Origin of the sequence: Herbaspirillum sp. DW155, assembly GCF_037076565.1 — a bacterium.
In the GTDB taxonomy this organism is placed as follows: Bacteria; Pseudomonadota; Gammaproteobacteria; order Burkholderiales; family Burkholderiaceae_D; genus Herbaspirillum.
The window spans coordinates 2,525,201-2,551,408 of the sequence record NZ_AP029028.1 but is presented as its reverse complement, the minus strand read 5'-3'; the positions used below and the strand labels follow the sequence as shown (position 1 = coordinate 2,551,408).

Annotated in this window: 14 protein-coding genes and 2 pseudogenes; 11 read left to right on the top strand and 5 right to left on the bottom strand. The window is 62.0% G+C overall.

Going from position 1 to position 26,208, the window contains the following annotated elements; genetic code table 11:
- Genes AACH55_RS11640 through AACH55_RS11625 form a run of 4 tightly spaced genes read left to right on the top strand, consistent with a single transcriptional unit; the run spans nucleotide 1 to nucleotide 10,526 of the window.
- Nucleotides 1-6,945, top strand: coding sequence for a beta-ketoacyl synthase N-terminal-like domain-containing protein (locus AACH55_RS11640; RefSeq protein WP_338719806.1), 6,945 nt, complete (start codon nucleotides 1-3; stop codon nucleotides 6,943-6,945).
- A complete protein-coding gene (locus AACH55_RS11635; protein WP_338719804.1) occupies nucleotides 6,942-8,084 on the top strand; it encodes a Gfo/Idh/MocA family oxidoreductase in 1,143 nt (380 codons plus the stop codon). The genes AACH55_RS11640 and AACH55_RS11635 overlap by 4 nt, the downstream gene beginning before the upstream one ends.
- Nucleotides 8,071-9,765 carry a thioesterase domain-containing protein gene (locus AACH55_RS11630; protein WP_338719802.1) on the top strand — a complete coding sequence of 565 codons (1,695 nt, stop codon included), beginning with the start codon at nucleotides 8,071-8,073 and terminating at the stop codon, nucleotides 9,763-9,765. The genes AACH55_RS11635 and AACH55_RS11630 overlap by 14 nt, the downstream gene beginning before the upstream one ends.
- Nucleotides 9,762-10,526: an alpha/beta fold hydrolase gene (locus AACH55_RS11625; protein WP_058895442.1), complete on the top strand. Its 765-nt coding sequence runs from the start codon at nucleotides 9,762-9,764 to the stop codon at nucleotides 10,524-10,526. The genes AACH55_RS11630 and AACH55_RS11625 overlap by 4 nt, the downstream gene beginning before the upstream one ends.
- A 183-nt stretch (nucleotides 10,527-10,709) precedes the next feature.
- On the opposite strand, the gene AACH55_RS11620 is transcribed toward AACH55_RS11625, so the two are convergent.
- The gene (locus AACH55_RS11620) at nucleotides 10,710-12,761 is read right to left on the bottom strand and encodes a TonB-dependent receptor (protein ID WP_338719799.1); all 2,052 of its coding nucleotides are present in this window, start codon (nucleotides 12,759-12,761) and stop codon (nucleotides 10,710-10,712) included.
- Nucleotides 12,762-13,171: 410 nt separating this feature from the next.
- Between AACH55_RS11620 and AACH55_RS11615 the strand changes: the two genes are divergently transcribed.
- From AACH55_RS11615 to AACH55_RS11605, 3 genes are read left to right on the top strand one after another with little or no spacing between them, the layout of a single operon-like run.
- Complete coding sequence (locus AACH55_RS11615; protein ID WP_061790387.1) at nucleotides 13,172-13,561, top strand: hypothetical protein; 390 nt, start codon at nucleotides 13,172-13,174, stop codon at nucleotides 13,559-13,561.
- A 29-nt stretch (nucleotides 13,562-13,590) separates the two neighbouring features.
- On the top strand, nucleotides 13,591-15,435 hold the full coding sequence (locus AACH55_RS11610) for an ABC transporter ATP-binding protein (protein ID WP_338719793.1): 1,845 nt from the start codon (nucleotides 13,591-13,593) through the stop codon (nucleotides 15,433-15,435).
- Complete coding sequence (locus AACH55_RS11605; RefSeq protein WP_338719791.1) at nucleotides 15,432-17,201, top strand: ABC transporter ATP-binding protein; 1,770 nt, start codon at nucleotides 15,432-15,434, stop codon at nucleotides 17,199-17,201. The genes AACH55_RS11610 and AACH55_RS11605 overlap by 4 nt, the downstream gene beginning before the upstream one ends.
- A 74-nt stretch (nucleotides 17,202-17,275) precedes the next feature.
- Here AACH55_RS11605 and AACH55_RS11600 read toward each other — a convergent pair.
- The 4 genes and pseudogenes from AACH55_RS11600 to AACH55_RS11585 all read right to left on the bottom strand — a co-directional run.
- A pseudogene (locus AACH55_RS11600) lies at nucleotides 17,276-17,477 on the bottom strand (IS256 family transposase); the annotation flags it as partial.
- Nucleotides 17,478-17,503: 26 nt separating this feature from the next.
- The gene (gene xopAF / locus AACH55_RS11595) at nucleotides 17,504-18,247 is read right to left on the bottom strand and encodes a XopAF/AvrXv3 family type III secretion system effector (RefSeq protein ID WP_338719789.1); all 744 of its coding nucleotides are present in this window, start codon (nucleotides 18,245-18,247) and stop codon (nucleotides 17,504-17,506) included.
- A 168-nt stretch (nucleotides 18,248-18,415) separates the two neighbouring features.
- Nucleotides 18,416-19,515, bottom strand: a pseudogene (locus AACH55_RS11590) (IS3 family transposase).
- Nucleotides 19,516-19,596: 81 nt separating this feature from the next.
- On the bottom strand, nucleotides 19,597-20,490 hold the full coding sequence (locus tag AACH55_RS11585) for a LysR family transcriptional regulator (protein WP_338719787.1): 894 nt from the start codon (nucleotides 20,488-20,490) through the stop codon (nucleotides 19,597-19,599).
- A gap of 115 nt (nucleotides 20,491-20,605) precedes the next feature.
- On the opposite strand from AACH55_RS11585, the gene AACH55_RS11580 reads away from it, so the two are divergent.
- The 4 genes from AACH55_RS11580 (at nucleotide 20,606) to AACH55_RS11565 (ending at nucleotide 26,169) form a co-directional block, all read left to right on the top strand.
- A complete protein-coding gene (locus AACH55_RS11580) occupies nucleotides 20,606-21,103 on the top strand; it encodes a lactoylglutathione lyase family protein (protein WP_338719785.1) in 498 nt (165 codons plus the stop codon).
- A complete protein-coding gene (locus AACH55_RS11575) occupies nucleotides 21,096-22,103 on the top strand; it encodes a zinc-binding dehydrogenase (RefSeq protein WP_338719783.1) in 1,008 nt (335 codons plus the stop codon). Before AACH55_RS11580 ends, AACH55_RS11575 begins: the two co-directional genes overlap by 8 nt.
- Nucleotides 22,100-23,521, top strand: coding sequence for an MFS transporter (locus AACH55_RS11570; RefSeq protein ID WP_338719780.1), 1,422 nt, complete (start codon nucleotides 22,100-22,102; stop codon nucleotides 23,519-23,521). Before AACH55_RS11575 ends, AACH55_RS11570 begins: the two co-directional genes overlap by 4 nt.
- Before the next feature lie 419 nt (nucleotides 23,522-23,940).
- Nucleotides 23,941-26,169, top strand: a complete 2,229-nt coding sequence (locus AACH55_RS11565; protein WP_338719778.1) for a catecholate siderophore receptor Fiu — start codon at nucleotides 23,941-23,943, stop codon at nucleotides 26,167-26,169.
- Nucleotides 26,170-26,208: the final 39 nt, after the last annotated feature.

The following is a 26,208-nucleotide window of genomic DNA, read 5'->3' as shown; positions in this document are numbered from 1 at the left end:
ATGTCCACTACTTCCTCCTCCTTCATGAACGAACACTACGGCGACACCTTCCCGATTGCCATCGTCGGGGCCGGCTGCCGCATGGCCGATGCCGATGATCTCTTTTCCTTCTGGCGCAAGCTGGCCGACGGCGAAAACATGGTGCGTCGCCTCGACGCCGCCGCGCTGGCCGCAGCGGGTGTGGCGACGGGCATGGCGCAGCATCCGGCCCACGTGCCGGTGGCCGCCGTGATCCCCCAGGCAGACCATTTCGACTGGGGATTCTTTGGCTACTCGCGCCAGGAAGCCGAAACCATCGACCCGCAGCAGCGGCTCTTCCTCATGTGCGCCTGGGAAGCCCTGGAAATGGCGGGCTATCCGCCCGAGGCGCTGGGCCGCAACAATCGCATCGCCGTACTCGGCGCCTGCAAGATGAGTACCTATCCGGCCGGGCGCTTCGAGCAGGTCCAGGAGGTCTCCTCTCCGCTGACCTTCCAGCGCCTCATCGGCAACGACAAGGATTACCTGGCCACGCGCGTGTCCTACAAGCTCAACCTCACCGGCCCCAGCCTGACGGTGCAGACGGCCTGTTCCAGTTCGCTGGTGGCGGTGCACATGGCGTGCGAGCAACTGGTCAGCGGCGAATGCGACATGGCCCTGGCCGGCGGTGTCGGGCTGAGCTTTCCACAGGAAAGCGGCTATCTGCACCGGGACGGCATGATCTTTTCGGCCCAGGGCCAATGTCGCCCGTTCGATGCCCAGGCCGATGGGGTGACCATCGGCAACGGCGCTGGCGTGGTCTTGCTCAAACCGCTGCAGCGAGCCCTGGCCGACGGAGATCCCATCCTCGCCGTCATCCGCGGCTCGGCCATCAACAATGATGGACAACGCAAGGCCGGCTTTACCGCCCCCTCGGTGGAAGGCCAACAGGCCGTCATTACCGAAGCCTTGTCGCTGGCCGCCGTCTCGCCGGCCGACATCGGCTTGGTCGAGGCCCATGGCACCGGCACCCCGCTGGGCGATCCCATTGAAGTCCGGGCACTGACCCAGGCATGGCGTCCCCACACCTCGGCCGCCCAGTATTGCGCCCTCGGTTCGGTCAAATCCAATCTCGGCCATCTGGACACGGCGGCCGGCATTGCCAGCCTGCTCAAGGCGGCGCTGGCGGTCCATCACGCCCACATCCCGCCCAGCCTGGGCGTGGAGACACCCAACCCGGCCATCGACTGGCAAGACAGCCCCTTCTATGTGCCACCGGTGCTACTGCCCTGGCCGGACAGCCAGACACCCCGTCGCGCAGGCGTGAGCTCGTTCGCCATCGGCGGCACCAACTGCCATGTGGTGCTGGAAGAGGCCCCGCCGATCACTGCAGCCAGCCCCGACGATGCGATACAGCCGCACAAACATGTGCTGTTGCTCAGCGCCCGCAGCCAGCGCGCACTGAGCCTGCTGGCGCAGCGCCATCTCCAGCGCCTGGAAGATGCGCCCGCCCTGGACCTCGCCGATTACTGCGCCACCAGCCGTCATCACCGGCAACTGTATGGCTGGCGTCTGGCCGTGAGCGGCGCGGACAGGGAGGCGCTGATCGACGAACTGTACCGTTTCCTCGAACAAGCCCCGGCGAGCCTGCATCCGCAATGCTGGGTCATGGGTGCTGACGGCCCCGATGCCGCCGCTCTGGCCGGCATCCTCAGCCAACCGCAGCCCGACTGGCAGGCGCATGTCCTGTTGCGCAGCACGCCACGGCAGCGGCAATTGCTGCCCACCGCCCCCTTCGAGGGTGAACGCTGCTGGTACAGTGCGCCGCCCGCCGCTGTGGAAGAAAGAACGTCCACCCCTTGGGAACACCTGTGCCAGACCGGTGAACAGCTCGGCGCCGAACTGGCGGCGGGGCTGGACCTGAGCCAGTTGGCACTGGAAGAACAAGGCGTCACCGCCCTGCATGCGCACTACGTGAGCATGGCCCTGGCCAGTCTGAAGGTGGTGCCCGAGGAGCAATGGAAGAGCGCCCGTCAATGCCTGCAGGACAGCGGCCTGCCGGACCGCTACCTCGATCTGCTGGCGCGGCTGCTACGCGACCTCGCCAGCGCAGGCCAGCTCAGTTGCCAGCGCCAGGACGGCCAGCCGCACTACCGCCGCCTGCGCCTGCCGCAGGCAGATCGCAGCGCCGAATGGCTGGCCACCATGCGCCAGCTCGGTTATGACCATCTGGCGCAACTGGTGGAGCGCAGCGGGCCGCGACTGGCCGACATGCTAAGCCTGAAGGTGGACCCGGTCAGCGTGGTATTCCCGGCGGCCTCCACGGAGGAAGTGGAACACATGTACCAGGACCAGCCCTATTCACGTTACCTCAACCAACTGGCTGCCGGCCTGCTGGCCCGCCATGCCGCCCAGAGCCCCGCGCCGCTGCGCATCCTGGAAATCGGCGGCGGCACCGGCGGCACCACGCGCGATATCCTCGCCGCCTTACCGGCCGGGCGCTGCCAGCACTACAGCTTCACCGACATCGGGCCGCTATTTCTGCAGCGTGCGGCCAGGAAGTTCGCGGCCTATCCCTTCATGTCCTACGTACCGTTCGACATGAACCAGCCCGCCGCCACTCAGGCGCTGCCGCTGGCGCAATACGATGTCATCGTCGCCGCCAACGTGCTGCACAATGCCCCGCATCTGAGTCACATGCTGCGCAACCTGGCGGGCCTGCTGGCCCCCGGGGGGATCATCATGATGCGCGAGATCACCCAGCCCAAACCCCTGTTTGACTTCGTATTCGGTCCACTGGTCCCACCGCTGGATCCGCAGGACCGACGCGCCGGCGAGCTGTTCGCCTCCCGCGAGATCTGGCAGGCCTCGCTGCAGGACGCCGGCTTCGAGGACTTCGCGGCCTTCCCCGCTGCGGATGATGCTGCCAGCAAGCTGGGGGAGCACATCCTGCTGGCGCGTCATGCCCAGGCGCGCCTTGCCCCGGCGGATCTGCCGGGGCAGCCGATCACTCTCACGGACCTGGCGCCGGGCGCCATCGTGGCGCAACTGCTAGATGGGCTCGATGCAGGCCAGACCAGCCCGCGTCTCTGCCTGGAACAACTGTGCTGGCATCTCGACCTCAGCGACGCACCGCTGCCGCTGACGGCAAGCCTGCAACAGTGGCAGGACCACTTGCAACTGTCGGTACAGCTACCACAGCAACAACGCGCCCTGCTGTTATCGGCACGCCTGCGCCAACTGCGCGCCCTGCCCTGCCAGTTGCCCGCAGGCAGCCTGCCCGGCGGCAAGCTGGCCGACGCAGGCAACGCCTACGACAGCCTGCTGTCGAGCCTGCCGCAGCAAGAACCATCGCCCTATCATCATCAGATCGCCCGCTTATACTGGCCTCAACGGCAGACCGGCAGCAGCCAGTGGTTCCGCCATCCCGACCAGAGCCTGTCGCTGCGCAATGCGCAGGGACAAGCCCTCATGGTCTGGCAGGGACATCGACCGGTCGCCGCTCTCCCGCAGCCATGGCGGCGTTCCGGTGAACCATCGGCGACTCTGTATCAGTGGGAATGGCAGCCCTGTCCCCAGAATGCGCAGGGCGACGGCGCGCTGCCGCGCAAGCTCCTGTGGCTGGATGCCCAGCCTTGCCCAGCGGCGTGGATGCGCCTGTTGCAGGCAGCAGGGATCACGCTGATCCAGCCAGAACAGCCTGCTTCCTGGACGACCGCTGCACTGAACGCTTTGCTGACCCAGCATCAGCCCGACACGCTGTGCTATCGCGCGCATGACAGGGCTGGCGACGCGCCTGAAGAACAAGTCCAGGCCAGCCAGCAGCAACTGGGCGCACTGGCCGTGCTGGTCCAGGCAATAGCGGCATGGCCGCAACCCATGCGGCTGGTCCTGCTGACCGAACAGAGCCTGGCCGTCTGGCCGGACGACGCCGTACACCATCGCACCGGCCAGGCCTTGTCCTGTGTGCTGGGGGTGGCCCGCCATGAATATCCTGCGCTGGACGCGCTGCATCTGGAACTGGACCCATCGCAGCCGCCGACCACGGCCATGCTGCCCTGGCTGGCAGCGGCCAACAGCAACGTACAGACAGTGATCGCCCAGCGCGGCCAGCAACTCTGGCAGCGCCAGCTGGCGGCGGCACGCGCGCACTCGCTCGCCAGCCTACCCCAGGGCCGATGCGTTATCGTGGGCGGACTGGGGGAGATGGGACTGACGCTGGCGCACTGGCTGCAGCAGCAGGGCGTGCGCGATATCGTCTTGCTGGCACGCCGACGCGCCACTGCCGCCGAGCAGGCAAGGCTGCAGATGCTGAGCCTGGACGGCGCGCTGATCCAGGTCGATGCACAGGCCGACGCCACCGATCCCGCACAGTTCCGCGCCGCGCTGCAACGGCTGGCCGAGGGCCCGGCCATCGGTGCGATCTTCCATCTTGCCGGGGTCGTCAACGATGCACCGCTGGCGCGCTATGAAGCGACGAGCTGGCAGGCGTCGGTGAACACCAAGTACCTGCCGGCCCTGTTGCTGCACGAGTACGAAACCCAGCTATCGCCGCAATTGACGGTCTACTTCTCATCGGCGGCCACGGCCTTCGCGCCAGCGGGCCAGGCCGCGCACGCTGGCGCCAACGCGCTGCTGGAAAGCCTGGCGCAGCAACGTAGCCAGGCCGGTTGCGACACCGTGGCGCTGGCCTGGGGGTTCTGGCGCGACATCGCACCGGACCAGCGCCAGGTACTGGCCAGCACCCTGGCGCAACGCGGAATGCTGGGCATGCGCAATAGTGAAGCGCTCGCCCTGCTGGCACAGGCGCTGGCAGGTGAACAGGCCGTGTATGTGGCCTGCCGTCTGGCCTCCACCTTGCCGGCAGAGGCCGTGGGAATCAACCATGCAGCGGCGCTCCCGACAGTGCAAGCCAGTCTGCCTGATGTCTCTGATGTGCGGGGGGTCTCCGGGTCTGGTCTGTTCGAGCAAGTAAGGCGAGACATGGCCGACCTGCTCAAGTGCGATGCCAACAGCCTGCATGGCCATAGCCAGCTGATCCAGTCCGGCCTGGATTCGCTGCTATTGCTGGAATTGTGCGAGCGGCTCAACAAGCGCTACGGCATCGATATCTCCGCCAGCACTGCCTTCGCTTCGCAAACGCTGCAAGGCTTCGTTGATGCCCTGGCCGGGCTGATCCCGCAGCAACGCACGCAAGCCCACGGGCCAACGCAAGTGAGCTTGCAAGCGCTCACACCGACGCGCGAAGAAGATCCGACCGGCCCTTATCTGCGCCAGCAACTGGCGCAACAGCTCAAGTGCGCACCGGACGAGATCGATCCGCTCACGCCGCTGATCCAGCTGGGGCTGGATTCCCTGCTACTGCTGGAACTCAACGAGAGTATCCGGCGCGATACCGGCGTGCATCTCTCTGCCGAAGATATCTTCAAGGCCAGCCATCTGCAGGCCCTCACCGAACTACTACGCCAGAAGCAAGCCCATGCCACCCCGGCCCCAGCGCAGGAAACCCCGCTGCTGCGCCAGGCGCTGCAAGCGCTGGAGCGGCAACGCCCCGGATGGCTGCTGGACAATGGCGATACCGCCCGTCCCGCCAGCGCCGCACCACCACGCCTGCAAGGGTTGCGCGCACTGCGCTGGCAACAGGCACATGCAGACCGGCCGCCACAGCTCTATGTCGAATACGACAAGACCGAGTCCTTCCCCCTGGCCCGCTTCGAGCAAGCCTGGAACAGGCTGCTGCAACGGCACCCCATCCTGCGCTGCGGCATCGCCAGCGATGGCCAGTTGCGTCCGGTCGCCGAGGTACACCAGCGCATCACGCACCATCATCTGACGGCGCAGCAAGGCGACTCCCTGGCGGTAGCGCGCCAGCAGTTGCGGCAACGACTGAGCAGCTATCGTTTCGCACCGGGGGAATGGCCGCTGTTCCAGTGGCACGCCAGCCACCTTCCGGGGGAACGGCTGTGCCTGCATCTGCTGGCCCACACTCTGCTGGTGGATATCGAGAGCTTCCGCATCATGCTGCGTGAGCTGCACCTGCTCATCAACGATCCCGACTATGGCCTGCCCAGCCTGGCCTTTGACGGACTGGACTATCTGCATGCCGAAACAGCACTGAGCCAGACCCCCCTGGCGCAGTCGCATCTGCAGCAGTACCGCAACATCGTGGCCGGCTATCCCACGCCGCCCGAACTGCCGGTCCATGCCAGCCAGCGCGCAGGTGCTGCGCTGCTGACGTGGCGCAGCACCCTGGCGCGCCCGGACTGGCTGCAGCTAAAGCAACAAGGGGAACAAGCCGGCGTGAGCGGCACCGTAGTGCTGCTGGCGGCCTTGGCCATGGCGCTGCAACCGTGGACGCAACAGTCCGCCTTTTCGCTGCGGCTGGACTATCCCGATCGCCTGCCGCTGCATGCCCACATCATGAACGTGATGCTCGATGCCAGCACCTGCGCCGTGCTGCCCTGCGACCTGACGGCCAGCCATGTCACGGCCCTCATGCAACAGTGCCAGCAGGCTCTGCAGCAACGCTTGCAGCTGTTCATCCCCGACCCCGCAGCAGTCTTGCAGGACCATCAGCACAGCACCCTGGGCAGCACCCATCTGGGGGCGCTGCCGCCGGTGGCCATGACCAGCCTACTGGGCGTGCGCCAGGCCTACAGCATCCCGGAAGTGTCCGATCCGCTGCTGGGCATGCCCAGCTACGAAACCGCCAGCCAAGCCGATACCTGGCTGCACCTGCAGGTGCTGGAAGAGGAAAGCGCCCTGCTCTACAACATCGACCTCGACACCAGGATATTCCCGGAAGAAGTCGGCGAGACCGTCATCCTGCGCCTGGAAGCGATCCTGCATGCGCTGGCCCGTTCAGCCGACAACTGGCAACGCCCGCCCACGGCGCTGATCCAGGCCGAGGCCGATCTTGCCGACATGGCCGCCTTTGCCGCTGAACTTCCCCGGCTGTCTTCGCTGCGCAAGAAAGGCCACCCATGAACGCCGACAAGAACTTGGCAACCAGGCCGCCGCACAAGGTCCTCGTCTGCGGCACCCGTTTCGGCGAACACTACCTGGCGGCGCTGGCGCAGCAAAGACCGGGCTACCAGCTGTGCGGCATCCTGGCCAGAGGGAGTGCGCGCTCGGTCGCGCTGGCACGGCAACTGGACATTCCCCTGTACCGGCAGGTGGATCAGTTACCCGCAGATATCGATATCGCCTGCGTGGCGGTGAGGACCAGCATCGTCGGCGGCGATGGCACACGGCTGGCCAGCGCATTGCTGCAACGTGGCATCCATGTGCTTCAAGAGCATCCGCTGCACCCCACCGATACCCAGCGCCTCTTGAGCACGGCGCGCGAGCATGGCGTGCGGTACCAGATCAATACGCTGTATCCCCATCTGCCCGCCGGCCAGCGCTTCATCCAGTACGTGCGCCAGGGCCTGACGCAACAGCCGATGTGGTTCATCGAGATGACGACCAGCCTGCAACTGCTGTACTCCAGCCTGGATATCCTGGGACGCGCCCTGGGCGGCTTGGCGCCCTTTGCTGTAAGCGCGCCCTTGAGCCTGGAGACGCTGCCCCGGCCAGCGCACCCCTGGCCGTTTCGCTCGCTGCAGGGTGTGCTGGCGGGGATTCCCTTGAGCCTGCATCTGCAAACCTATCTGGACCACCGCGACCTGGACCACCACAGTCTGGTGATGCACCGGATCAGCTGCGGTGGACCGCAGGGCAATATCCTGCTGGCCAACAGCTATGGCCCCGTAGTCTGGAGCCACCCGATCTACGCACCCAACTATCAAGAGGATGGTGCCGACGCCTCATACCTCCTCAACGGCGAAGCGCTGCGCAGCAGCCGCTACAACCGCCAGCCCACCTCCATCACCTTCGGGCCGGCGCAGGCGCCCAGCCTCAATGAGGCGGTCGAAGAGGACATTCCCCATGCCATCTTCCGGGCGCTGGACGAACTCATGCAGGAACCCAGCCCGGATAGTCCGCACTGGGTCCAGCATGGCCAGGCCTGGCTGGACATCATGCGCGCCGTCGGCCAGCCCGTCATGACCGAGCTGGCCCCGCCCTGCCCGCCCTTCCCTGATCCCGTTTCCTACGCCAGAGAACATGCCCATGCTGGACGCTAACCATCGCCGCAACCGGCTGGCCTACCAGGGTCTGGCCACCCTGCTGGAACACGCCGGGCTGGCCGACCATGCCCACTATCTGAACTGGGGCTATCACAGCGACTGCCCGGACAGGGACCAGGCCTGCCATCGCATCGCGGATCACGAGCCCAATCACAGCCAGGCCCGCCTGGTGCTGGAAATCATCGGCAAGACGCCCCTGGATGGCAAACGGATCATGGACATCGGCTGTGGCCGAGGTGGAGCGCTGGCCCTGCTGCAGCGTTTCTATGCGCCCACGCAACTGATAGGCATCGACATCAGCCCCAGCAATATCGCTTACTGCCGCCAGCAACACCAGGGACGGCGCCTGCGCTTCCAGCTGGGGGACGCCTGCCGCCTGCCGCATCCCGACAATAGCGTGGATGTGGTGCTGAACATGGAATCCTCGGGCGCCTACAGCGACCTGCCGGCGTTTTTCGAACAGGTGCAGCGCATCCTGGCCCCGCAGGGTTATTTCTGTTTCAGCGACGTCATCGACCAGAACAGCCTGCCGCTGCTGCAAGAGGCCCTGTCCCTGTGCGGCCTGGAGCTGCAGCAGCACCGCTCGGTCAGGCAAGAGGTGCTGGCTTCGCGTCGACGCGCCTCACCCCATTTGTGGCGGCGATTGCAGCAGGTCCTGGCGGAACTGGACAATCCCTCCTTGCACGCTGAACTGCAACAGTATCTGGCCAACCCCGACTCGCCCCTCTTTGCCGCTCTGGAAGAGGGCCGCGCCGACTACATCATCCAGCACTGGCGCAAGAGCACCCGGCGAGCGCAGCCGATTGGCCCTGCACTGCAGGAAGCGCTGCGCCAGCGCGGCCAGCGGCTGGAACAAGTGCAACAACCGCGACAAACACAGCCACCGACGCCACGGCCGGCCACGCCCGCCGAGCGGGGTGGCAGCTGGCTGCCGCTCAGTCATCCGGCCATGCAAGCCAGACCCGGTCATTGCCAACTGTTCGCGCTACCTTATGCAGGCGGCGGCGCGTCCATCTATCGGGACTGGACGTCGGCCAGCGCGCACTGGAGCCTGCATCCGCTCCAGTTGCCCGGGCACGAGAACCGGCTGGCCGAAGCCGCCCATGTGAACATGGACAAGCTGGTGCAGCAACTGGCCGCGGTATTACAGCCCTATGTGCAGCAGCCCTGGGCGCTGCTGGGCTGTAGCCTGGGCGGCAAGATCGCGTTCGAACTGGCGCGTCACTTCAGCGCCCAGGGAACACCGCCGCAGCATCTCATCGTGCTGGCCTGTCCCGCTCCCAGCGTGCCGGTACGACAAGCGCTTTCGCACCTGCCGCCGGCCCAGTTCGCCCACGCCGTGGCCCAACTGGGCGGCACGCCCACCGATATCCTGCAGCATACCGACATGATGCAGACCGTCATGCCGGCCCTGCGCAGCGACAGCCAGCTGGCCGAACACTATTGTTGCGCCAATGACTGCAGCATCGATGCGCCCATCACGCTCTTCTATGCCGAGGACGATCATCTGGTCACGCCTGAGCAGGCGTTGCAATGGCGCAACCACACCCGTGGTCGGTTTTCAGCGCAAGCCGTGGCGGGCGGCCACTTCTTCCTGCGCCAGCAGCGGCCACAACTGCTGGCGTGCATCGATCAACTGCTGTCCAGCCCTTGGACAGAGGAAATAGCACACGCATGATCTCTTCCACACCAACCAGCCCCTACCTGCCCTTCAACGATACGCATCGCAGTGGCATGACCTTGTTCTGCCTGCACCACGCCGGCAGCAATGCGGCCAGCTTCCGCAGCTGGCAAGCCTATTTTGCCGGCTACGGCATCCACATCGCCCCCCTCGAATTGCCCGGACACGGAACGCGCCGCAGCCAATCCCTGCATACCAGCCATCTCACGCTGATCGAGGACATGAGCCACGCTTTGCTCGGGCTACTTCCCGAACGCTATGCCATCTATGGACACAGCCTGGGTGCGCTGCTGGGCTTTGAACTGGCCAGCGCCCTGCAAGCGCAGGGTCGGCCACCGCAGGCCTTGTTCGTTTCGGGCAGGCGACCGCCGCAACTGCCGACACCGATGCCCTGGCGTCATCAGATGGGCGATGCCGAGCTGGTCGAGCAATTGCTGGCACTGGGTGGCAATGGCACCACACTGCTGGCGCACCCGGAACTGCAAGCGCTTTTTCTTCCCGTCATCCGCGCCGACTTTGCCATCACCGAGTGCTATCAATACCAGCCCAGACCGGCGCTGCAATGCCCGCTGCATAGCTTCGTCGGAGAGCGTGATCCCGAAGTGAGCGCGGCACAAATGGCGCTGTGGCAAATGCATACAGCAGCGGACTTCAGCCAGCAGGTCATTGCGGGCGCACATTTCCCCGATGAACAAGCCCAGCAGGGGCTATGGCAGCAGATTGCACGCCGGGCGGTGCAGGGCAGGGAGAAGGTTTGATGATTTGATGGCTTGATCCCGACATCAACATCGATCATCGATAAAGACAAAGGCAAAGATAGAAACGGAATATCAACAACAAAAACAAGAACAGGCAAAGGCCTGCGCCTTTGCCTGTTTTTTTACTTGCTTCGACCAGTGATCACGCCACGACTACGCTGATCAACTGGCCCTGCGCTCCGCTCAGAAATCGTAACGCAGCTTCACGCCGAACTCCCGGCCTTCGCCCAGGGTACCGAACCTCAGTCCGTTGGAGGTAGCGGCATAGTTCAGATAACGCTTGTCGAAGGCATTGTTGATGTAGAAGCTCACATCGAGCTTGCTGGTAGCGCGCCACGACACCTGGCCATCCACCAGCATGTAGCCCTGCTGCTTCAGGCTATTGGCCGCATCGAACTGCTGCTGGCCGATGTAGCGCGCTGCCACGCGCGGACGTACCATGCCCACGTCGGTAGCAATGCGGCCGCTCAGGCTGGCCGCCAGGATATAGCGGGGCACGAAGGGCAGCTTGTTGCCGGTGTAGTCGGTGCTGCTGTTGACGTGATAGTCGGTGAAGATCGAATCGACCACCTGCGCATCCAGGCCCAGCGTCCAGTTGCGCAACACTTCAGCCGACAGGTTGGCTTCGATGCCGCGAGAGCGGGCTTGTCCGGCGTTGGTCAGGTACTGGCTGCCGACGATGCCCTGGTACAGCTGGGTATTGCGGCTTTCGATCTGGAACACGGCGGCGCGGGCGCTCACCTTCTGGTCCGGGGTGTTGAACTTGAGCCCCATCTCATAGTTCAGCGAGGTCTCGGGACGATAGGAGCGGCTGTCGTTGGCGCTGGTCGGCTGGAGATTGTAGCCGCCCGGCTTGTAACCCTGGCTGAGGCTGGCGTAGGAACGCAGCGAAGGTGTGAGCTGATAGCCCGTGCTCAACTTGCCCAGCGCCTTGTTGCTGCTGGTGCTGGCGGCATAGGCAGCCACCCCTTCGATGGGTAGCACCCCGGAGGTCTCGGCCTTGTCCTGCACCAGGCGCGCACCGGCGCTGACATCCCAACGCGGGGTAACGTGCCAGATCCCGTCGACGAACACGGCGGCCGAGTCGGTGGTGGTCTGCGAGCGGTCGGTGCCGAAGGTCGGGAATAGCACGTAACTGCTGCGCTGCTTGTAGCGACCGTGTTCAAAGTAGGCGCCCACCACGCCATCCCATGCACGGCCCGTGCCGCGGGTGGCCAAGCGGACTTCCTGCGACAGGCTCTCCTGGCTTTCGGGCATGGACTTGCCCTGCGCACCCAGCAGCCGCTCGCGGATATCGACCTTGTTGCGGGCCGTGACCAGGCTGAGGCGATAGTCGCTGAAGTCGTAATCGGCGCTCAGCGACACGTTGTCGATACAGCGCTTCATATAGGAGTTCATCGTAGCCAGCCCCGGTACGGAGTTGCCGTCCAGGATGACCCGGTTGCTGAAATTGGTGTAGGAGACGTAGTTGTCTTCGGCAGAGCGGACGCACTCATGGCTGGTCATGAAACGCACGTCCAGCGGCCCGCCCACGGGGGCATAGCGCAGCTTGACCTGGCCGGCCACATCCTCGCGCATGCCCACATTGTCCTGCCCACTGGAGAGGCTACGCAGGAAGCCGTCGGCGCTGTCGTAGGCAATCACGGCTTCGCCATACAGGGTGTCCTTGACCAGCGGTCCTGAGATGGAAGCAGTGGTGGTGCGGCGGCCACGGTTGCCAAACCCACCTTCGACATGGCCGGCCAGTTCATTGTCAGGCTGGCGCGTGACGATATTGATCACCCCGGCGGCGGCATTGCGGCCAAACAGGCTGCCCTGGGGGCCTCGCAGCAGTTCCACCTGTTCCACATTGGTAAGCAGCTGCGACTGTGCCGTCACGAACTGCGGCACACCGTCCACATACATCACCACGGCCGGATTGTAGGTATTGAGGGAGGCCACGCCACGCAGCGACGGTGTGATGAACGCGCTGTTGCCCTGTTGCGGCAGATACAGGTCAGGCAAGGCGCGTTGCAGATCATCGGTGCGGCTGACGTTGGCTTGCTCCAGCGTCGCACCTGAGACTACGCTGATGGAGCCGTTGATCTTCTGCTCGGTCTTGCCCTGCTTGCTTGCCTGCACCGTCACCTCGGGCAGGGCGGCCCCTTGCGAAGCACTATCCTGCGCCACGCCCAGCGGCGAATACAGAGTCATCGCCCCGGTGAGGGCCAGACAGATCGGCTTTCTTTGGAACATGTTTTCGTTGTCCTTAATCTCGTACCTGCAGGTGTCTTGAGAAGACCGCGATGGCATGCCAGCACGCCAATGCGATCCCCTCTCCACTGTTCACGGGCAAGAAACAAGGCTAAGAACAGATTACGCGCCGATGCCGCTATTGAGATCCGCATGCCAGTGTCCTCCCCGGGCAAATTACGCGAGGTGGCACAGATGACACCCCGCTCCAGAACATCGGCCTCGAACGCTACGCAACACCTTCCTGGTATCAAAAAGTTCACGGTTGAATGATTACGACGATTTACAGCGGATCAGATAATACCAATAATGATTCGCATTTGCATCAAATTTTGATAGTATCGCTCGCACGCCCTCCAGGCGTCCACGGCAAAACGTCAACGCCACCTCATGAACAAAAAGGGAAAACCGAGATGAGCATCATCAGCACCCACGACTGGCCTATCGTCCACTACCAGATGCCCGATCATGTCGCCGACGCCGACGCCGACGGCGTCATTGCGCAGCTCGACGCCGTGCTGGCGCGCGGCGCGAAATTCGTTCTGGTCTTTTCCGGGGCGGAGCTGCCGCGCGATTCTGCGCATTTCATGAAGCTGTATGCGCAGTGGAGCAAACGCACCCTGGCCGAACAACGCAAGTGGTGCCTGGGCGCAGTGCGCATCGAGCCTGACGAGCGCAAACGCAATGCCTTCTGGCGCAAGGCGCTGATCTATGTGATGTCCAGCCGCTCGCCCTATCCCTACAAGATCGTGGCCGACAAGGATGCCGCGCTGGCCCAGGCCAACCACTGGCTGGCCGCCTGAGCAGGCCGGATTCCAAGAAAGGTGCTGCCGTGCAAGCGACTCCTCTGACCCCATCGGATGCGGCCCCTCCTGAGGCTGCCTCTGCTTCCGCAGCGCGCGCTGCCCCTGCGCCTGGCGCAGTCTCCCGGCTGCTGGCGCTGACCCGCACGAGACCAGGTCCCCTGCTCATTGCCACGCTGGCCGGCATTGCTGCGGCCATCCTGAGCCTCACGCCCAACTTAGTGGCCTATCAGTTCAGCCTGGCGCTGCTGCATGCGTCGCTCGACCAGGAGCGCCTCATTGCCCTGGTGGGCTGGCTCATTGGCGGGACGCTGGCGGGGCGGCTGTGCTTCCTGGCCAGCCAGGTGAGCTCGCACCTGATGGCGGCAGACATCCAGACCGAGCTGCGCGGCCAGTTGCTCTCCAGGCTGGTCAATGCGCCACTGGGTTTTTTCCAGGACCATTCTTCACAGAAGATCCGGCAGGTGGTGATCGACGACGTCGAGCAACTCGAAGATGGCCTGGCCCATCTGATCCCGGAACTGACTTCGCACTTCATTGCACCGCTCATCGTCATCGCCGCCCTCTTCGCAGTGGACTGGCGACTCAGCCTGGCTTCGCTGTCGAGCCTGGTACTGGGGATGGTGGCCTGCATGCTGCTCATGCGCAAGCGGCACGACATTGCCCAGGACTTCTATCTCAACCAGGGCAAGCTGTTCAAGGCCATGACCGAGATCCTGCGCACCATGCCCGCCGCACGCCTGTTCAACAGCGGGGCCGCCATGCAGGCCCGGGTGGAAGAAGCCAATGGTGACTATGTCGGCACCGCCCATCGCTGGGTGCGTGGCGCGCTGCTGCCCAATCTGGTGATGCAGGTGCTGGTGAGCTCACCGCTGCTGTTGCTGCTGCCGCTGGGCCTGTGGTGGCACCAGCAGGGCAGCCTGGATCTGGCCACCTTGTGCTTCTTTGTCTTCTTCACGCCTGGGCTGGGCAACCTCTTGACCAAGCTGGCCGGTTTTTCCAATCGCTTCGTGCAACAGCAACAGGCCTTCGAACACCTGGACATATTGCTGGGCGCTCCTGAACAGCGCGAGGGCAGCCACACCGCCCTGCCCGAGAAAATCACCATCCGCTGCGAGCAGGTTTCGTTCTCCTATCACCAGCAGGCGGTGCTGGACAATCTCAGCCTGACCCTGCATCCCGGCACCACTACCGCCCTGGTCGGCGGCAGCGGTTCGGGCAAATCGACGCTGGTGAAGCTCTTGCTGCGTCACTGGGATGTGACCAGCGGCCGCATCCTGCTGGGTGAGCGACCCATCAACGACTACACGCGCGAGGCATTGCGCCAGAACATCACCTGCATCTTCCAGGAAAACCAGCTCTTCGACATGAGCATTGCCGACAACATCCGCTTGGGCAAACCTGGCGCCACCGAAGAGGAAGTCATCCAAGCAGCGCGGGCGGCACAGGCGCATGAGTTCATCATGGCGCTGCCGCAGGGCTACCAGACCCTGCTGACGCCGGGCAGCGCACTGCTCTCGGGCGGCGAACAACAACGTCTGGCCATCGCCCGGGCCATTCTCAAGAATGCCCCCATCCTGCTGCTGGACGAAGCCACCTCCCAGGCCGACGCCCTCAATGAACATCGCATCCAACTGGCCCTCTCGGCCCTGGCCGCTGACAAGACCGTACTGGTCATCGCCCACCGCCTGAGCAGCATCGCGCACGCCGACCAGATCGTCTTGCTGGAACAAGGGCACGTACTCGAGCAAGGCCAGCATGCCGCGCTGCTGCAGCAACAAGGGCGCTATGCCAGCCTGTGGCAAATGCAGCACGCCCACGCCGTCACGCCCGCGCAGCCAGCCTCCGAACCCTCTTCTCCCGCCCTCTCATGACGACCCAACAGCCCCTGAGCTGGAAGCAGATTGTCCACACCTGGTTCGGCAACACCCCCGCCCAGGAGCGGCAACGTTATCTGCGCGCACTGTGCATCATGATGCTGGATGGTCTGCTCAGCGCTATCCCCTATCTCTGCGCGGCCATCTTGCTGGGCAGTCTGCTGCGCGGGACGCAGGCAGCACCACCTTACTGGACGGTGCTGCTGGCGTGCGCCTGCCCGCTGCTGCGGCTGCTGATGACTTCCTCTGCCCAGACTGCCCTGTTCATCGAGGGCTATCGCGTCACCGGGCAATTACGCTCCAGCCTGGTCGCCCACGCCATGAAGGTTCCGCTGGGCTTGCTCGCGCGCGCTTTTCCTAGCGAGCGCCTGTCGCGCTTCATCGTGCATGACCTGCGCTGGGTGGAAGAATTTTCTTCCTTCGGGGCCGCCCAGCAGATCAGCAACGTCTTGCTGCTGACTGCCCTGATCGGCGCGCTGGCGTGGCTGGACCTGACGCTGGCCTTCCTGGTCGTGGTCTTGCTGGCCGCAGCGGTGATGGTGCTGGAACGGATCGGCCGCTGGATGCTGGCCAGCGCACGGCAGCAGCAGGCGCAGCTGGAGCAGGTCTCGCGCCATCTGGGCGAGCTCAGCGACGGCATGCCGGTACTGCGCGCCTACCAGGACGATGCCCGCATCAAGCAGCGATTCACCCAACACAACCAGCAACTGCGACAGTTCTATCACCGCACCAGCTGGAAGCTGGCGCCAGGCCTGTTGCTCTCCAACAGCCTGTTCGGCTTGGTCATGGCCGTCGCCCTCAGCTTTGCCGGCTGGCGCTATCTGGACGGCCATCTCGACGGCGCCCAACTGCTCATCATGCTGGCGGTATTGAGCACACTGAGCCTGCCCATCGAATCCCTGTTGGTGCAACGCTTCCAGGCGCTGGCCAGCAAGGAGGCCATGGCCGCTCATGCTGCCCTGCTGGCTCAACCGGCTCTTCCCGACGGCCACGCGGAGGTGGCAGCGGGAGCGGCGCAGATCCGGCTGGAGCAGGTCAGCTTCGGTTACTGGCCTGGCGAGCCGGTGCTGCACAATCTCGATCTCGATTTCCCGGCTGGCAAGACCACCGTGATCGTCGGCCCCAGCGGTGCGGGCAAGTCGACCCTGCTGCAACTGCTGGCGCGCTTCCACGACACCAGCAGTGGTCGCATCCTGGTGGACGGTCAGGATATTCGCGCGGTTACGCTGGGCGACCATCTGGCGCGCATCAGCATGGTGTTCCAGGATGGCCTGCTGTTCCAGGACAGCATCGCAAGCAACATCGCAGCCGGCGCCCGCCATGCCACGCCGGAGCAACTACGCGCCGCTCTGCGCGCCGCCCAGTGCGAAGTTTTCGTAGATGCGATGCCGGATGGAGCCGACACCCAGCTAGCTGAATTAGGACGCAATCTCTCCGGCGGACAGAAGCAAAGACTCACCATCGCCCGCGCCTTGCTCAAGGATGCGCCTGTCGTGCTGTTCGACGAAATGACCTCGGCGCTGGACGCTGAAAATGATCACGCCATCCGCTGCGCGCTGCGTGAGCTGCTGCCGGGACGCACAACTATCATGGTGGCGCACCGCCTGGATCACGCCGTCGCGGCAGACCAGGTCGTAGTGATGGATCAGGGCAAGGTGATCGACTGCGGCAGCCATGCCGAACTGCTACGCCGCTGCACGCTTTACCAGCAGCTTTGGTCGGCATGGAGCCAAGGGCAGTCCTGGCAGTTGGGCCTGCATTGAGCAACTCAGATTGACGTTCGATGTCATCGCCGCGACGTGGGCGTGTCCGAATTTTTTTGCAAACGGGATTTCGTTTAATTCATAGAGATACGTTCACTGAACTGGATAGTAAACCGTGTCGGTGCAGCTTTCCAATCTCGGATGGGCCGCGTCCACTTTTACTGATGTTGCGCAGGCCAGGAAGAAGAGTTTAATCAGTGCCTCATCGCGTGGGAACGAGCCTCGGTTCTTAGTCAGCTTGGGCAAGCTCATGTTGACCGACTCGATGGCATTGGTCATATCTCTAAAGAAATAGCGAAGTCTTATTTGACAAGTTGAGTTACAAACCGAATACGACCGCCGGCGTCAATCACTGCGCCAAGGGCACCATTTCCTTCGCCGCCAGCTCCTGTTTCGTGAAAATCGATTGGAACCTCTAAACCTTCGAGCGTCGCATCAACAGCACCAAGCCTCCGATTGCTAGAAGCTGATGAAGAATCTCCGCCGTGAATAGCGGCACGCACAGAATAACCCTCTCGTTTTAATTGCTGCACATACATTCGAATATCCCGCTGCGCATTTTCATTCGCAGGCATAACATGAAAAACTCGGACTTTCGCTGCAGGCTCTCCCGACGTTTTTTCTCCACCAATGGCAACTGCAAAACATAAGTCAAGGCCATCAGTCATACAAAGAACGCCAGTCTTTGACGTCCCAGTGGTCGCAGGCGATCCTGTAGAAGTGTTATAGCCAACTCCTTTAATTTCAGTAGATCGATTCAGAAGAAATTGACGTTGTAGCACTGAACCTCCAGATCGAACAATTCGGCTTGATGCAAGTCTGGCAGGAAAAGCCGTTTCGTTTGATCTATCTTTTGGCGCTGCATTAGGGTGGCTCCTAAGAGCCTGATTTTGTGCGCTAGTAGCTTGCTGTAGCGGAGGATACTCAGCAGGATTATAGAAATATCGTGTGATCGCACTGGTCATAAACACTCCATTGAGGATAGATTTAATTGCTGTTTTAAATAACGAACAAATGTCGTCAGCGATAGGTGAAAAATAAGTCAATGGCAGTTCCTCTTACAAACGTGATACCTGAAGTACCAAGAGAATTTCCGTCTTGCTGTTCTGGCCGGTATTGGAGCGCATCCAATCAGGCAGAAACGAGAAGCCAATGCGGCCGGAGCTTTCCCGGTTCTCCGCAAGACCTGACCTGCGTCGGTAATTTGTAGCCAATCAGGCAGTGAGTCGGTTGTCGATCATATTCGATTCCAACCAGGCTCGACGAACCGTAGCTGGAGGTTGGTAGTTATGTGCGCTATGCGGCCTGCGCTCGTTGTAGAACTGACGCCATCTTTCAATCAGCACTTTCGCTTCTGCCCGGCTGCGGAACCACTCCCGGTTAAGCAGTTCGTCACGCAGCTTGCCATTGAAGCTTTCCACGAATCCGTTCTGCCATGGACTGCCTGGCGCAATGAAGGCCGGACCAACTGAGGCGTCCCGCAGCCATCGCATGACCTTGGCCGCTGTGAACTCGGCTCCATTGTCCGACCTTACGTAGGCCGGCTTTCCATGTAACCGCATCAAGCGCGAGAGCGTCAGGATGACGTCCTGGGAGCGCAAACTGGCAGCAACTTCGATGGCCAGGCATTCCCGGGTGTATTCATCGATCACGCACAGCATCTTCAACGAGCGTCTATCCACCATCTGGTCATGAACAAAGTCATAGCTCCAGACTGAATTAGGCTTGGTTGCTGCAGGCAACCGAATATCGTTGCCGCATCGACGCCTGCGAGGCCGCTTTCGTGGAATGCCCAGTTTTAGAGCGCTCCAGAGCCGTCGCACTCGGGACTCGCCCAAGGCCAGCCAGGCAGACATACGCCGGTACCCGAAGCGAGGGACCTCTTGCGACGCCGCGATGAGCTGCTGCGTCAGGCTCCGATCCTTTTCGGGTTGTAGCAACTGATAACCTGCTACCCGCCGGCTCAGCTCCAGATAACGACATGCCTTGCGTTGCGACAGCCCCCGACGAGTAAGGACTTCCAGCGCTTCGCGCCGGCCCGCGGAGGTCTTCATTTTTTTCGGCTTAACTCCTTCAAGCCATCAATCACCAGCAGTTGTTCCGCCACCATGCGTTTGAGCTTGTCGTTCTCGGACTCAAGCTCTCTGAGCCGCCGGGCGTCCGAGACATCCATACCGCCAAACTTGTTTCTCCAGCGGTAAAAGGTCTGCTCAGTAATGTTGTGGCGCTTGCACAGATCTACCGTCGCAATCTCCTTGCTCTCCGCCTCCCGCAAGATGCTGATGATCTGTTCGTCCGTAAATCTCTTCTTCATTGAGTTCTCCTTGGCGTTAGCATAAAGAACTCACTTATCCGGTGGCTACAAAATTCGTCTCAGGTCAGAAGTAAGCGCCCTTCAGCACGTTTCGTGATTCTCCCAATGAGGCATATTTTCACGGAGGGAGTCCATCAACCGGCGAGCGCTCGGCGATAGCGGCCATTCCGCACGATGGATGAGCCAGAGATTGTCAACTACCTGAGCACCGTTCTCCATGACATGCAGCTTGTCCTGTTGTGCGAATGCCTGACGCGCAAAGCGTGGTATGACTGTGAACCCCAATCCACGTGCAACCGGCTCTAAGATCAGACTTATCTGGTTACTGAAGCCTCGGACAGGAAGCTGACGTACACCGGGTGCGCTCGGGAAGCGGCGACTGAGCAGACGCGTCGCCATAGCATGACCATCGGGGTGATCAATAAAACCCAGTTTGACAAGGTCATCCCACTGATCAGCACGATGGCCGGCTGGCAACACCAACTCCAATGGCTCTTCCGCGAAATGAGTCACGCTCAGTCGCGCGTCATCCGGCCTTAACGCCAGTACGCCCAATTCATATCGGTTTTCAATTACCTCACGCAATACCTCGGTATCCGGCGCAAATCGGTGACGTATCGACAGCCCCTGCCAGCGCTGCTGCAAATCCATCAGCAGCGGGTACAGGCACAAGCCAATGCTGCCAGGGGTAATCAGTGAGACCTCACCCGGCGTATGATCGGCTTGCGCAAGGCGCTGGCGCAAACGGCGCTCGGCATGTTCAGCCTCCCTGCAGTGTTCCAGCAACAGGAGGCCGGCGGGGGTGAGTTCTAGACGGCGCGGGCCGCGGATCAGCAAGGGCCCCAGGTCAAGTTCCAACTGCCGTACGTGCTGGCTGACGGCTGCCTGCGTGAGACCAAGGCGAGCAGCGCTACGGGTGAAACTACCCTCCTCACCCAATACGGCAAAGGTTCGTAGCCATTGTGGATTTAACATAAGCAGAATTTATTGCACCGATAACTTGCAAGTTATTTTAATGATTTGAGGCCGGTCCTAAACTGGCGTGTGCTGCGTTTGTCGCGTGGCGCCATCAGTTTAAAAAGGAATCCTAGTGTCTCGTTATCCCCGAAATTTCTCCCATATCGGTATATCAGTCACAGATCTTGATGCTGCCGTCAGGTTCTATACCGAAGTGTTGGGATGGTACCTCATCATGCCGCCTACCACGATCAGCGAAAATGACAGTGCCATCGGCGTGATGTGTACCGATGTCTTCGGCGTCGGCTGGGGCTCCTTCCGCATCGCCCATCTCTCCACGGGTGACCGTGTCGGCGTGGAAATCTTCGAGTTCCTCAACGCTGAACGCCCGGCTGACAACTTCCAGTACTGGAAAAGCGGCGTTTTCCATTTCTGTGTGCAGGACCCGGATGTCGAAGGGCTGGCCGCCCGGATCGTGGCAGCCGGAGGCAAGCAGCGCATGCCTGTGAGGTATTACTTTCCTGGCGAAAAACCCTATCGCATGGTCTACATGGAAGACCCTTTCGGCAATATTCTGGAGATATACAGTCACAGCTACGAGCTGACCTATTCGGCGGGAGCTTATGCCTGAGATCGGCTTGCCGCCACTGCCACCCGACCACCTCGCGTGGGGTTGGTATGCAGGTTTTGATGCGCGGGCCTTGCGCCCCGAGCGGCAGCCGCTGCCGCAGGTCGGGACGGGCCAGGTGCTGGTGCGCAATCGTGTCGTCGGTCTCAACCCGGTTGACTGGAAAGTGCTGGGCCGCATGGGCGCATCCTGGGGCCCCGGACATGTGCCCGGGGTGGACGGTGCGGGAGAAGTCATGCGCTTGGGCCCGGACGTACCGTCCAACTGGCTGGGCAGCCGGGTGGCCTATCACCAGGACCTGCGCCGCGGGGGTAGCTTTGCGGAGTACACCGTGGTTGATGCGCGTGCGCTCATGCGTATTCCCTATGCAATGAGCTTTACTGATGCAGCAGCCTTTCCCTGCCCTGCATTGACGGCATGGATGGCGCTGCAGAAGCTGCCTTCTCCTGCGGGCCGGAGGTTGCTCATCAGCGGAGCCGGCGGATCGGTTGGCCACTATCTGGTGCAGCTGGCGCGCCGTCAAGGCTGGCTGGTAACCGCCATGGCCCATGCGCGTCATTGGCAGCGCCTGCATGCGCTGGGAGCGATCAACTGCCTCGATGGCCCCCTGTCGCCGACTCATGGCGCATTGATCAATGACCTGCACGTCACGGCCATCATCGATTGCATCGGTGCACAGCATGCCGCCCTGCTCGCCGCCGCCCTGGATGCCAATGGCCATCTGGTCTGCATACAGGGTCGCCTTGAACACTGGCCTTGCGCGCCATTCGGTCGAGCGCTGTCGCTGCACGAAGTTGCACTCGGGGCGTTGCACACATACGGAAATGATGTCGATTGGAATACGCTAACCATGGCCGGCCAACATATGTTGGAGGATATCGCCAGAGGCCATCTGCAGACCGAGCAGCACATTCTGCATGACTTTGACCAACTATCCACGGCGCTGGAACGACTCAAGCAACGCGATTTCACCGGCAAGTTGCTGGTCCACGTCAGTTCATGAGTGCACTTGCGGGCTTACCCGGGAACGCCGCCCGGATGCGCTGGATTACGTGGCTGGTCACCGGCGCCCTGTTCATGGAGATCCTCGACGGTGCCATCACGACGCCGGCCATCCCCGCCATGGCGCGCGACTTCGGTGTCACGCCGCTGGCCCTCAATGTAGGTATCACTGCCTATCTGCTGGCCGTGGGTATCTTCATCCCTGCCAGCAGCTGGATCGCCGATCGCTTCGGCTCGCGCCGTGTCTTCATGTCGGCCATCGCCCTCTTTACGCTCAGCTCAGTGCTTTGCGCACTGGTGCAGCATCTGGAAGCCTTCGTTGCGATCCGCATCATCCAGGGCATCAGCGGCGCCCTGATGGTCCCGGTCGGGCGATTGGTGATACTGCGACAGACCCCGCGCGAAAATCTCATGGCTGCGATGTCCGCACTGATCTGGCCGGCGCTGGTGGCCCCGGTCCTCGGTCCCCCATTGGGCGGCTTCATCAGCCAGCATCTGGGCTGGCAATGGATTTTCCTGCTCAACGCTCCCCTTGGCCTGCTGGCGTGGGCGGTGGCTTGGCGCATCCTTCCCGACGTCCGTGGCGAACAGATTACTCGCTTCGATTGGACCGGCTTCCTGCTGTGTGGGGGTAGCATCTCGCTGTTGCTGATTGCACTGGAGAAGTTGGAGGCCGATATCGACGCCACCAGCCTCTGGCCCGGCCTGTTCGGCGTGATTCTGGGCGCACTGTCATGTTGGCATTTCTTGCGCAGCAGTGCGCCGATGCTGGACTTGGCAGCACTACGTATTCCTACCTTCCGCTTTGCCATGTTCAGCGGCACACTGGCCCGCATGGCCATCGGTGCTGCGCCTTTCCTGCTGACGCTGATGTTCCAGCTCGGTTTCGGCGCCGATCCAGGTACGGCCGGCCTGCTGGTGCTGGCACTGTTCGCCGGCAACCTTCTGATGAAGAGCATGACCACCCGCGTGTTGCGCGAGTTCGGCTATCGCCAGGTCCTGTTGTTCAATGGGGTGCTCTGTGCGCTTGCGTTGCTGGGTTGTGCCCAGCTTCAGCCACACGACTCACCGGTCCTGGTGGTGCCACTGCTGATCGTTGCCGGAATGACGCGATCGATGCAGTTCACTGCCCTTGGCACCATCGGTTTTGCCGATGTACCCAAAGCCCTGATGGGGCATGCCAACGGACTGTCCAACACGATCAATCAAATTGGCATGGCAGCCGGCATCACCGTCGCTTCACTGAGCGTGCGCCTTGCGCACGGCGGGGTGAACCGTAACCTCGTTACTCCCACCCTGGAAGATTTCCAGACAGCCTTCATCGTACTGGCACTGATGGTGGTGGTCAGCCTGCTGGGCGTGCTGCGGCTACCTGCGCATGCAGGGCAGGATTTCATTCAACGCGGCGGCCAGGGCTGATCCCCAAGTTGGCATTTTGTCGTACGGGTTTCCATGATCATCTCTGGCGTTCTGTCGCGCATGGATCATCTGATCCAACGCAGTCCACCCTGAAAAGAGGCCTATCCCTACATTCGCGGCGACGTTGTCGCAATACACGCGCAACGATTGAAGCGCATACGCCTGTTATTTTCCGGTCCTGAAAATCCTGGTAAAGAACATCGAATATGTTTCAGATATAAATAATTCTTATTTAAAATATTTGAGTTCTAGCAGTCCCTTGCAGACTCCATCCATGGCTTGCACCTGCATCTGCCAGATACTCCGCGAAATCCCGCCATCCGCCAGACTCGCTCCCTCCCTTGAAACCAGGAATCTTCGCCATCTGCATGTCAATGCGGACGGTGGCGATTTCCTTTCCGCTTAACAGAGGATCCTTCGTGTCATACATAAAAAGTCGCAAACGCGCGCCAAACGATTTCCCTGTCTCACCGCTCTCCCGCGGCAGTGCTACCGTCATCACCGGACTGGCCATGACACTGTCGGTTTCCGTGACCCACGCCGCTGATACCGGCACCGGTACTGACAGCAGCAACGCTCTGCCCGGCATCACCGTCGAGGCCAGCGGGGCCAAGGTCCTGTCTTCGCCGAAGTACACTGCCCCGCTGGCAGAGACCACCCAGACCATCCAGGTACTCGACAAGGAAGTGCTGAAATCCGAGGGCGTAACCACCCTCACCGAGGCCATGCGCAACGTACCCGGCGTAGGCACCTTCAACGCTGGCGAGGGCAATGGCGGCCCGAACGTCGGTGATGCGCTCTACATGCGCGGGCTGGATATCTCCAACAGCATCTACGTCGATGGCATTCGCGACCTCGGCTCAGTGACCCGCGACATGTTCAATATCGAACAGGTCGAGGTCACCAAGGGTGCGGCAGGTACCGACAATGGTCGTGGCTCGGCGGCTGGTTCCATCAATCTGGTGACCAAGCAACCCAAGCTGGCTGACAGCTTCGATGCTTCCGCAGGCGCGGGTAGCGGCAGCTACCGCCGCACTACCCTGGACTGGAACAAGAACCTGGATGAATTCAAGAGCGGTACGGCTTTCCGCCTGAACCTGTTTGGCGAGGACTCCGGTGTGGCCGGTCGTGATCAGGTCAGGAACCGCGGTTGGGGTGTTGCCCCCTCACTGGCCTTCGGTTTGCATACCGATACCCGGGTCTACCTGAACCTGCTGCACGTGGAAAAGAACAACCTGCCCGACAGTGGACTGCCTACCATCGGCATGGCCGGTTTCTCCGGAACCGTCGCAGGACTCTCCTCAGCAAGCCAGGTCAACAGCAGCAATTACTACGGCAGTAGCGATTCGCACGACAACTCCATCGCTACCATGGCCACTGCACGTGTCGAGCACGATATCAACGGCTCCACCATGCTGCAGAACACCACGCGCTGGGGCAAGAACAGTGTCGATTACCTGGCCGTCACGGCCGGCGTTCCTACCACCAGCAACGGCACCATTACCCGTCTGGGTGCAGCCAAGCAGCTTGATGACGAGATCATTTCCAACCAGACGAACCTGACGACGAAATTCACGACGTTCGGCATGGAACACAGCCTGAGCTCCGGCTTCGAAATCTCGCGGGAGAAGCAAACCAATTACGGCTTGAACAAGACCGGCACCCTGTCTTCCCTGAGTCTCTACGATCCGCAACTGACCTCCAGCGGTCTGACCATTACCCGCAACGGGCAGGACGCTGTGTGGCAGACCGATACCGCCGCGCTGTATGCGTTCGATACGCTCAAGATCAACCAACGCTGGCAGGTCAATGCGGGTCTGCGCCTGGATCACTACAAGACCACTTACAATGCCATCGCCACTACCGGCAACACGAATATCGAGGGCAGCGGCAACCTGTTCACCTACAAGCTGGGTGCACTCTACAAGCTGACCAGCAACGGCAACCTCTACGTCAACTACGCGCTATCGCAGTTGCCGCCGGGCAGCACCAGCAGCTTCGGTGCCTATTCGCTGTCGAGTTCAACCAGCAGCGCCAGCAATCCGAGTATGGAACCGCAGAAGTCCAAGACGTTGGAAGCGGGCACCAAGTGGGAATTCTTCAACCAGAATCTCCTTCTAACCGCGGCGCTGTTCAGGACCGATGTCTACAACGAAGTCTACGAGAATGACGATGGCACGTATTCCCAGATCGGCAAGAAACGCGTGCAGGGTGTCGAACTGTCCGCTACCGGCAAGATCACCCGCGACTGGGACGTGACTGCGGCCTATACGCATCAGAAGACCGATATCGTGGTCGGCGCGGCGACCGCACAGGATGGCTCGTCCACCCTGCCCTATGCCCCCGAGAACGCGTTGAGCCTGTGGAGCAGCTACCGCATGCCAATGGGACTGACCGTCGGCGGTGGCGCGCGCTATGTCGGCATCGTCAAGCGCCAGACCAAGCTGGCCACCACGCCGGACCATATTCCTGCGTACTGGGTGTATGACGCCATGGCAAGCTACAAGGTCAGCAAGAACTGGGATCTGCAATTCAACGTCTACAACCTCTTCGACAAGCACTACATCACCGCCATCAACTACCTGGGATATCGCTATACCCCGGGCCTGGAGCGCTCGGCACGCGTGACCGTCAATTATCACTTCTGACGGAAGATGTTCCCGGGGCCTTCGGTCCCGGGATTTTTA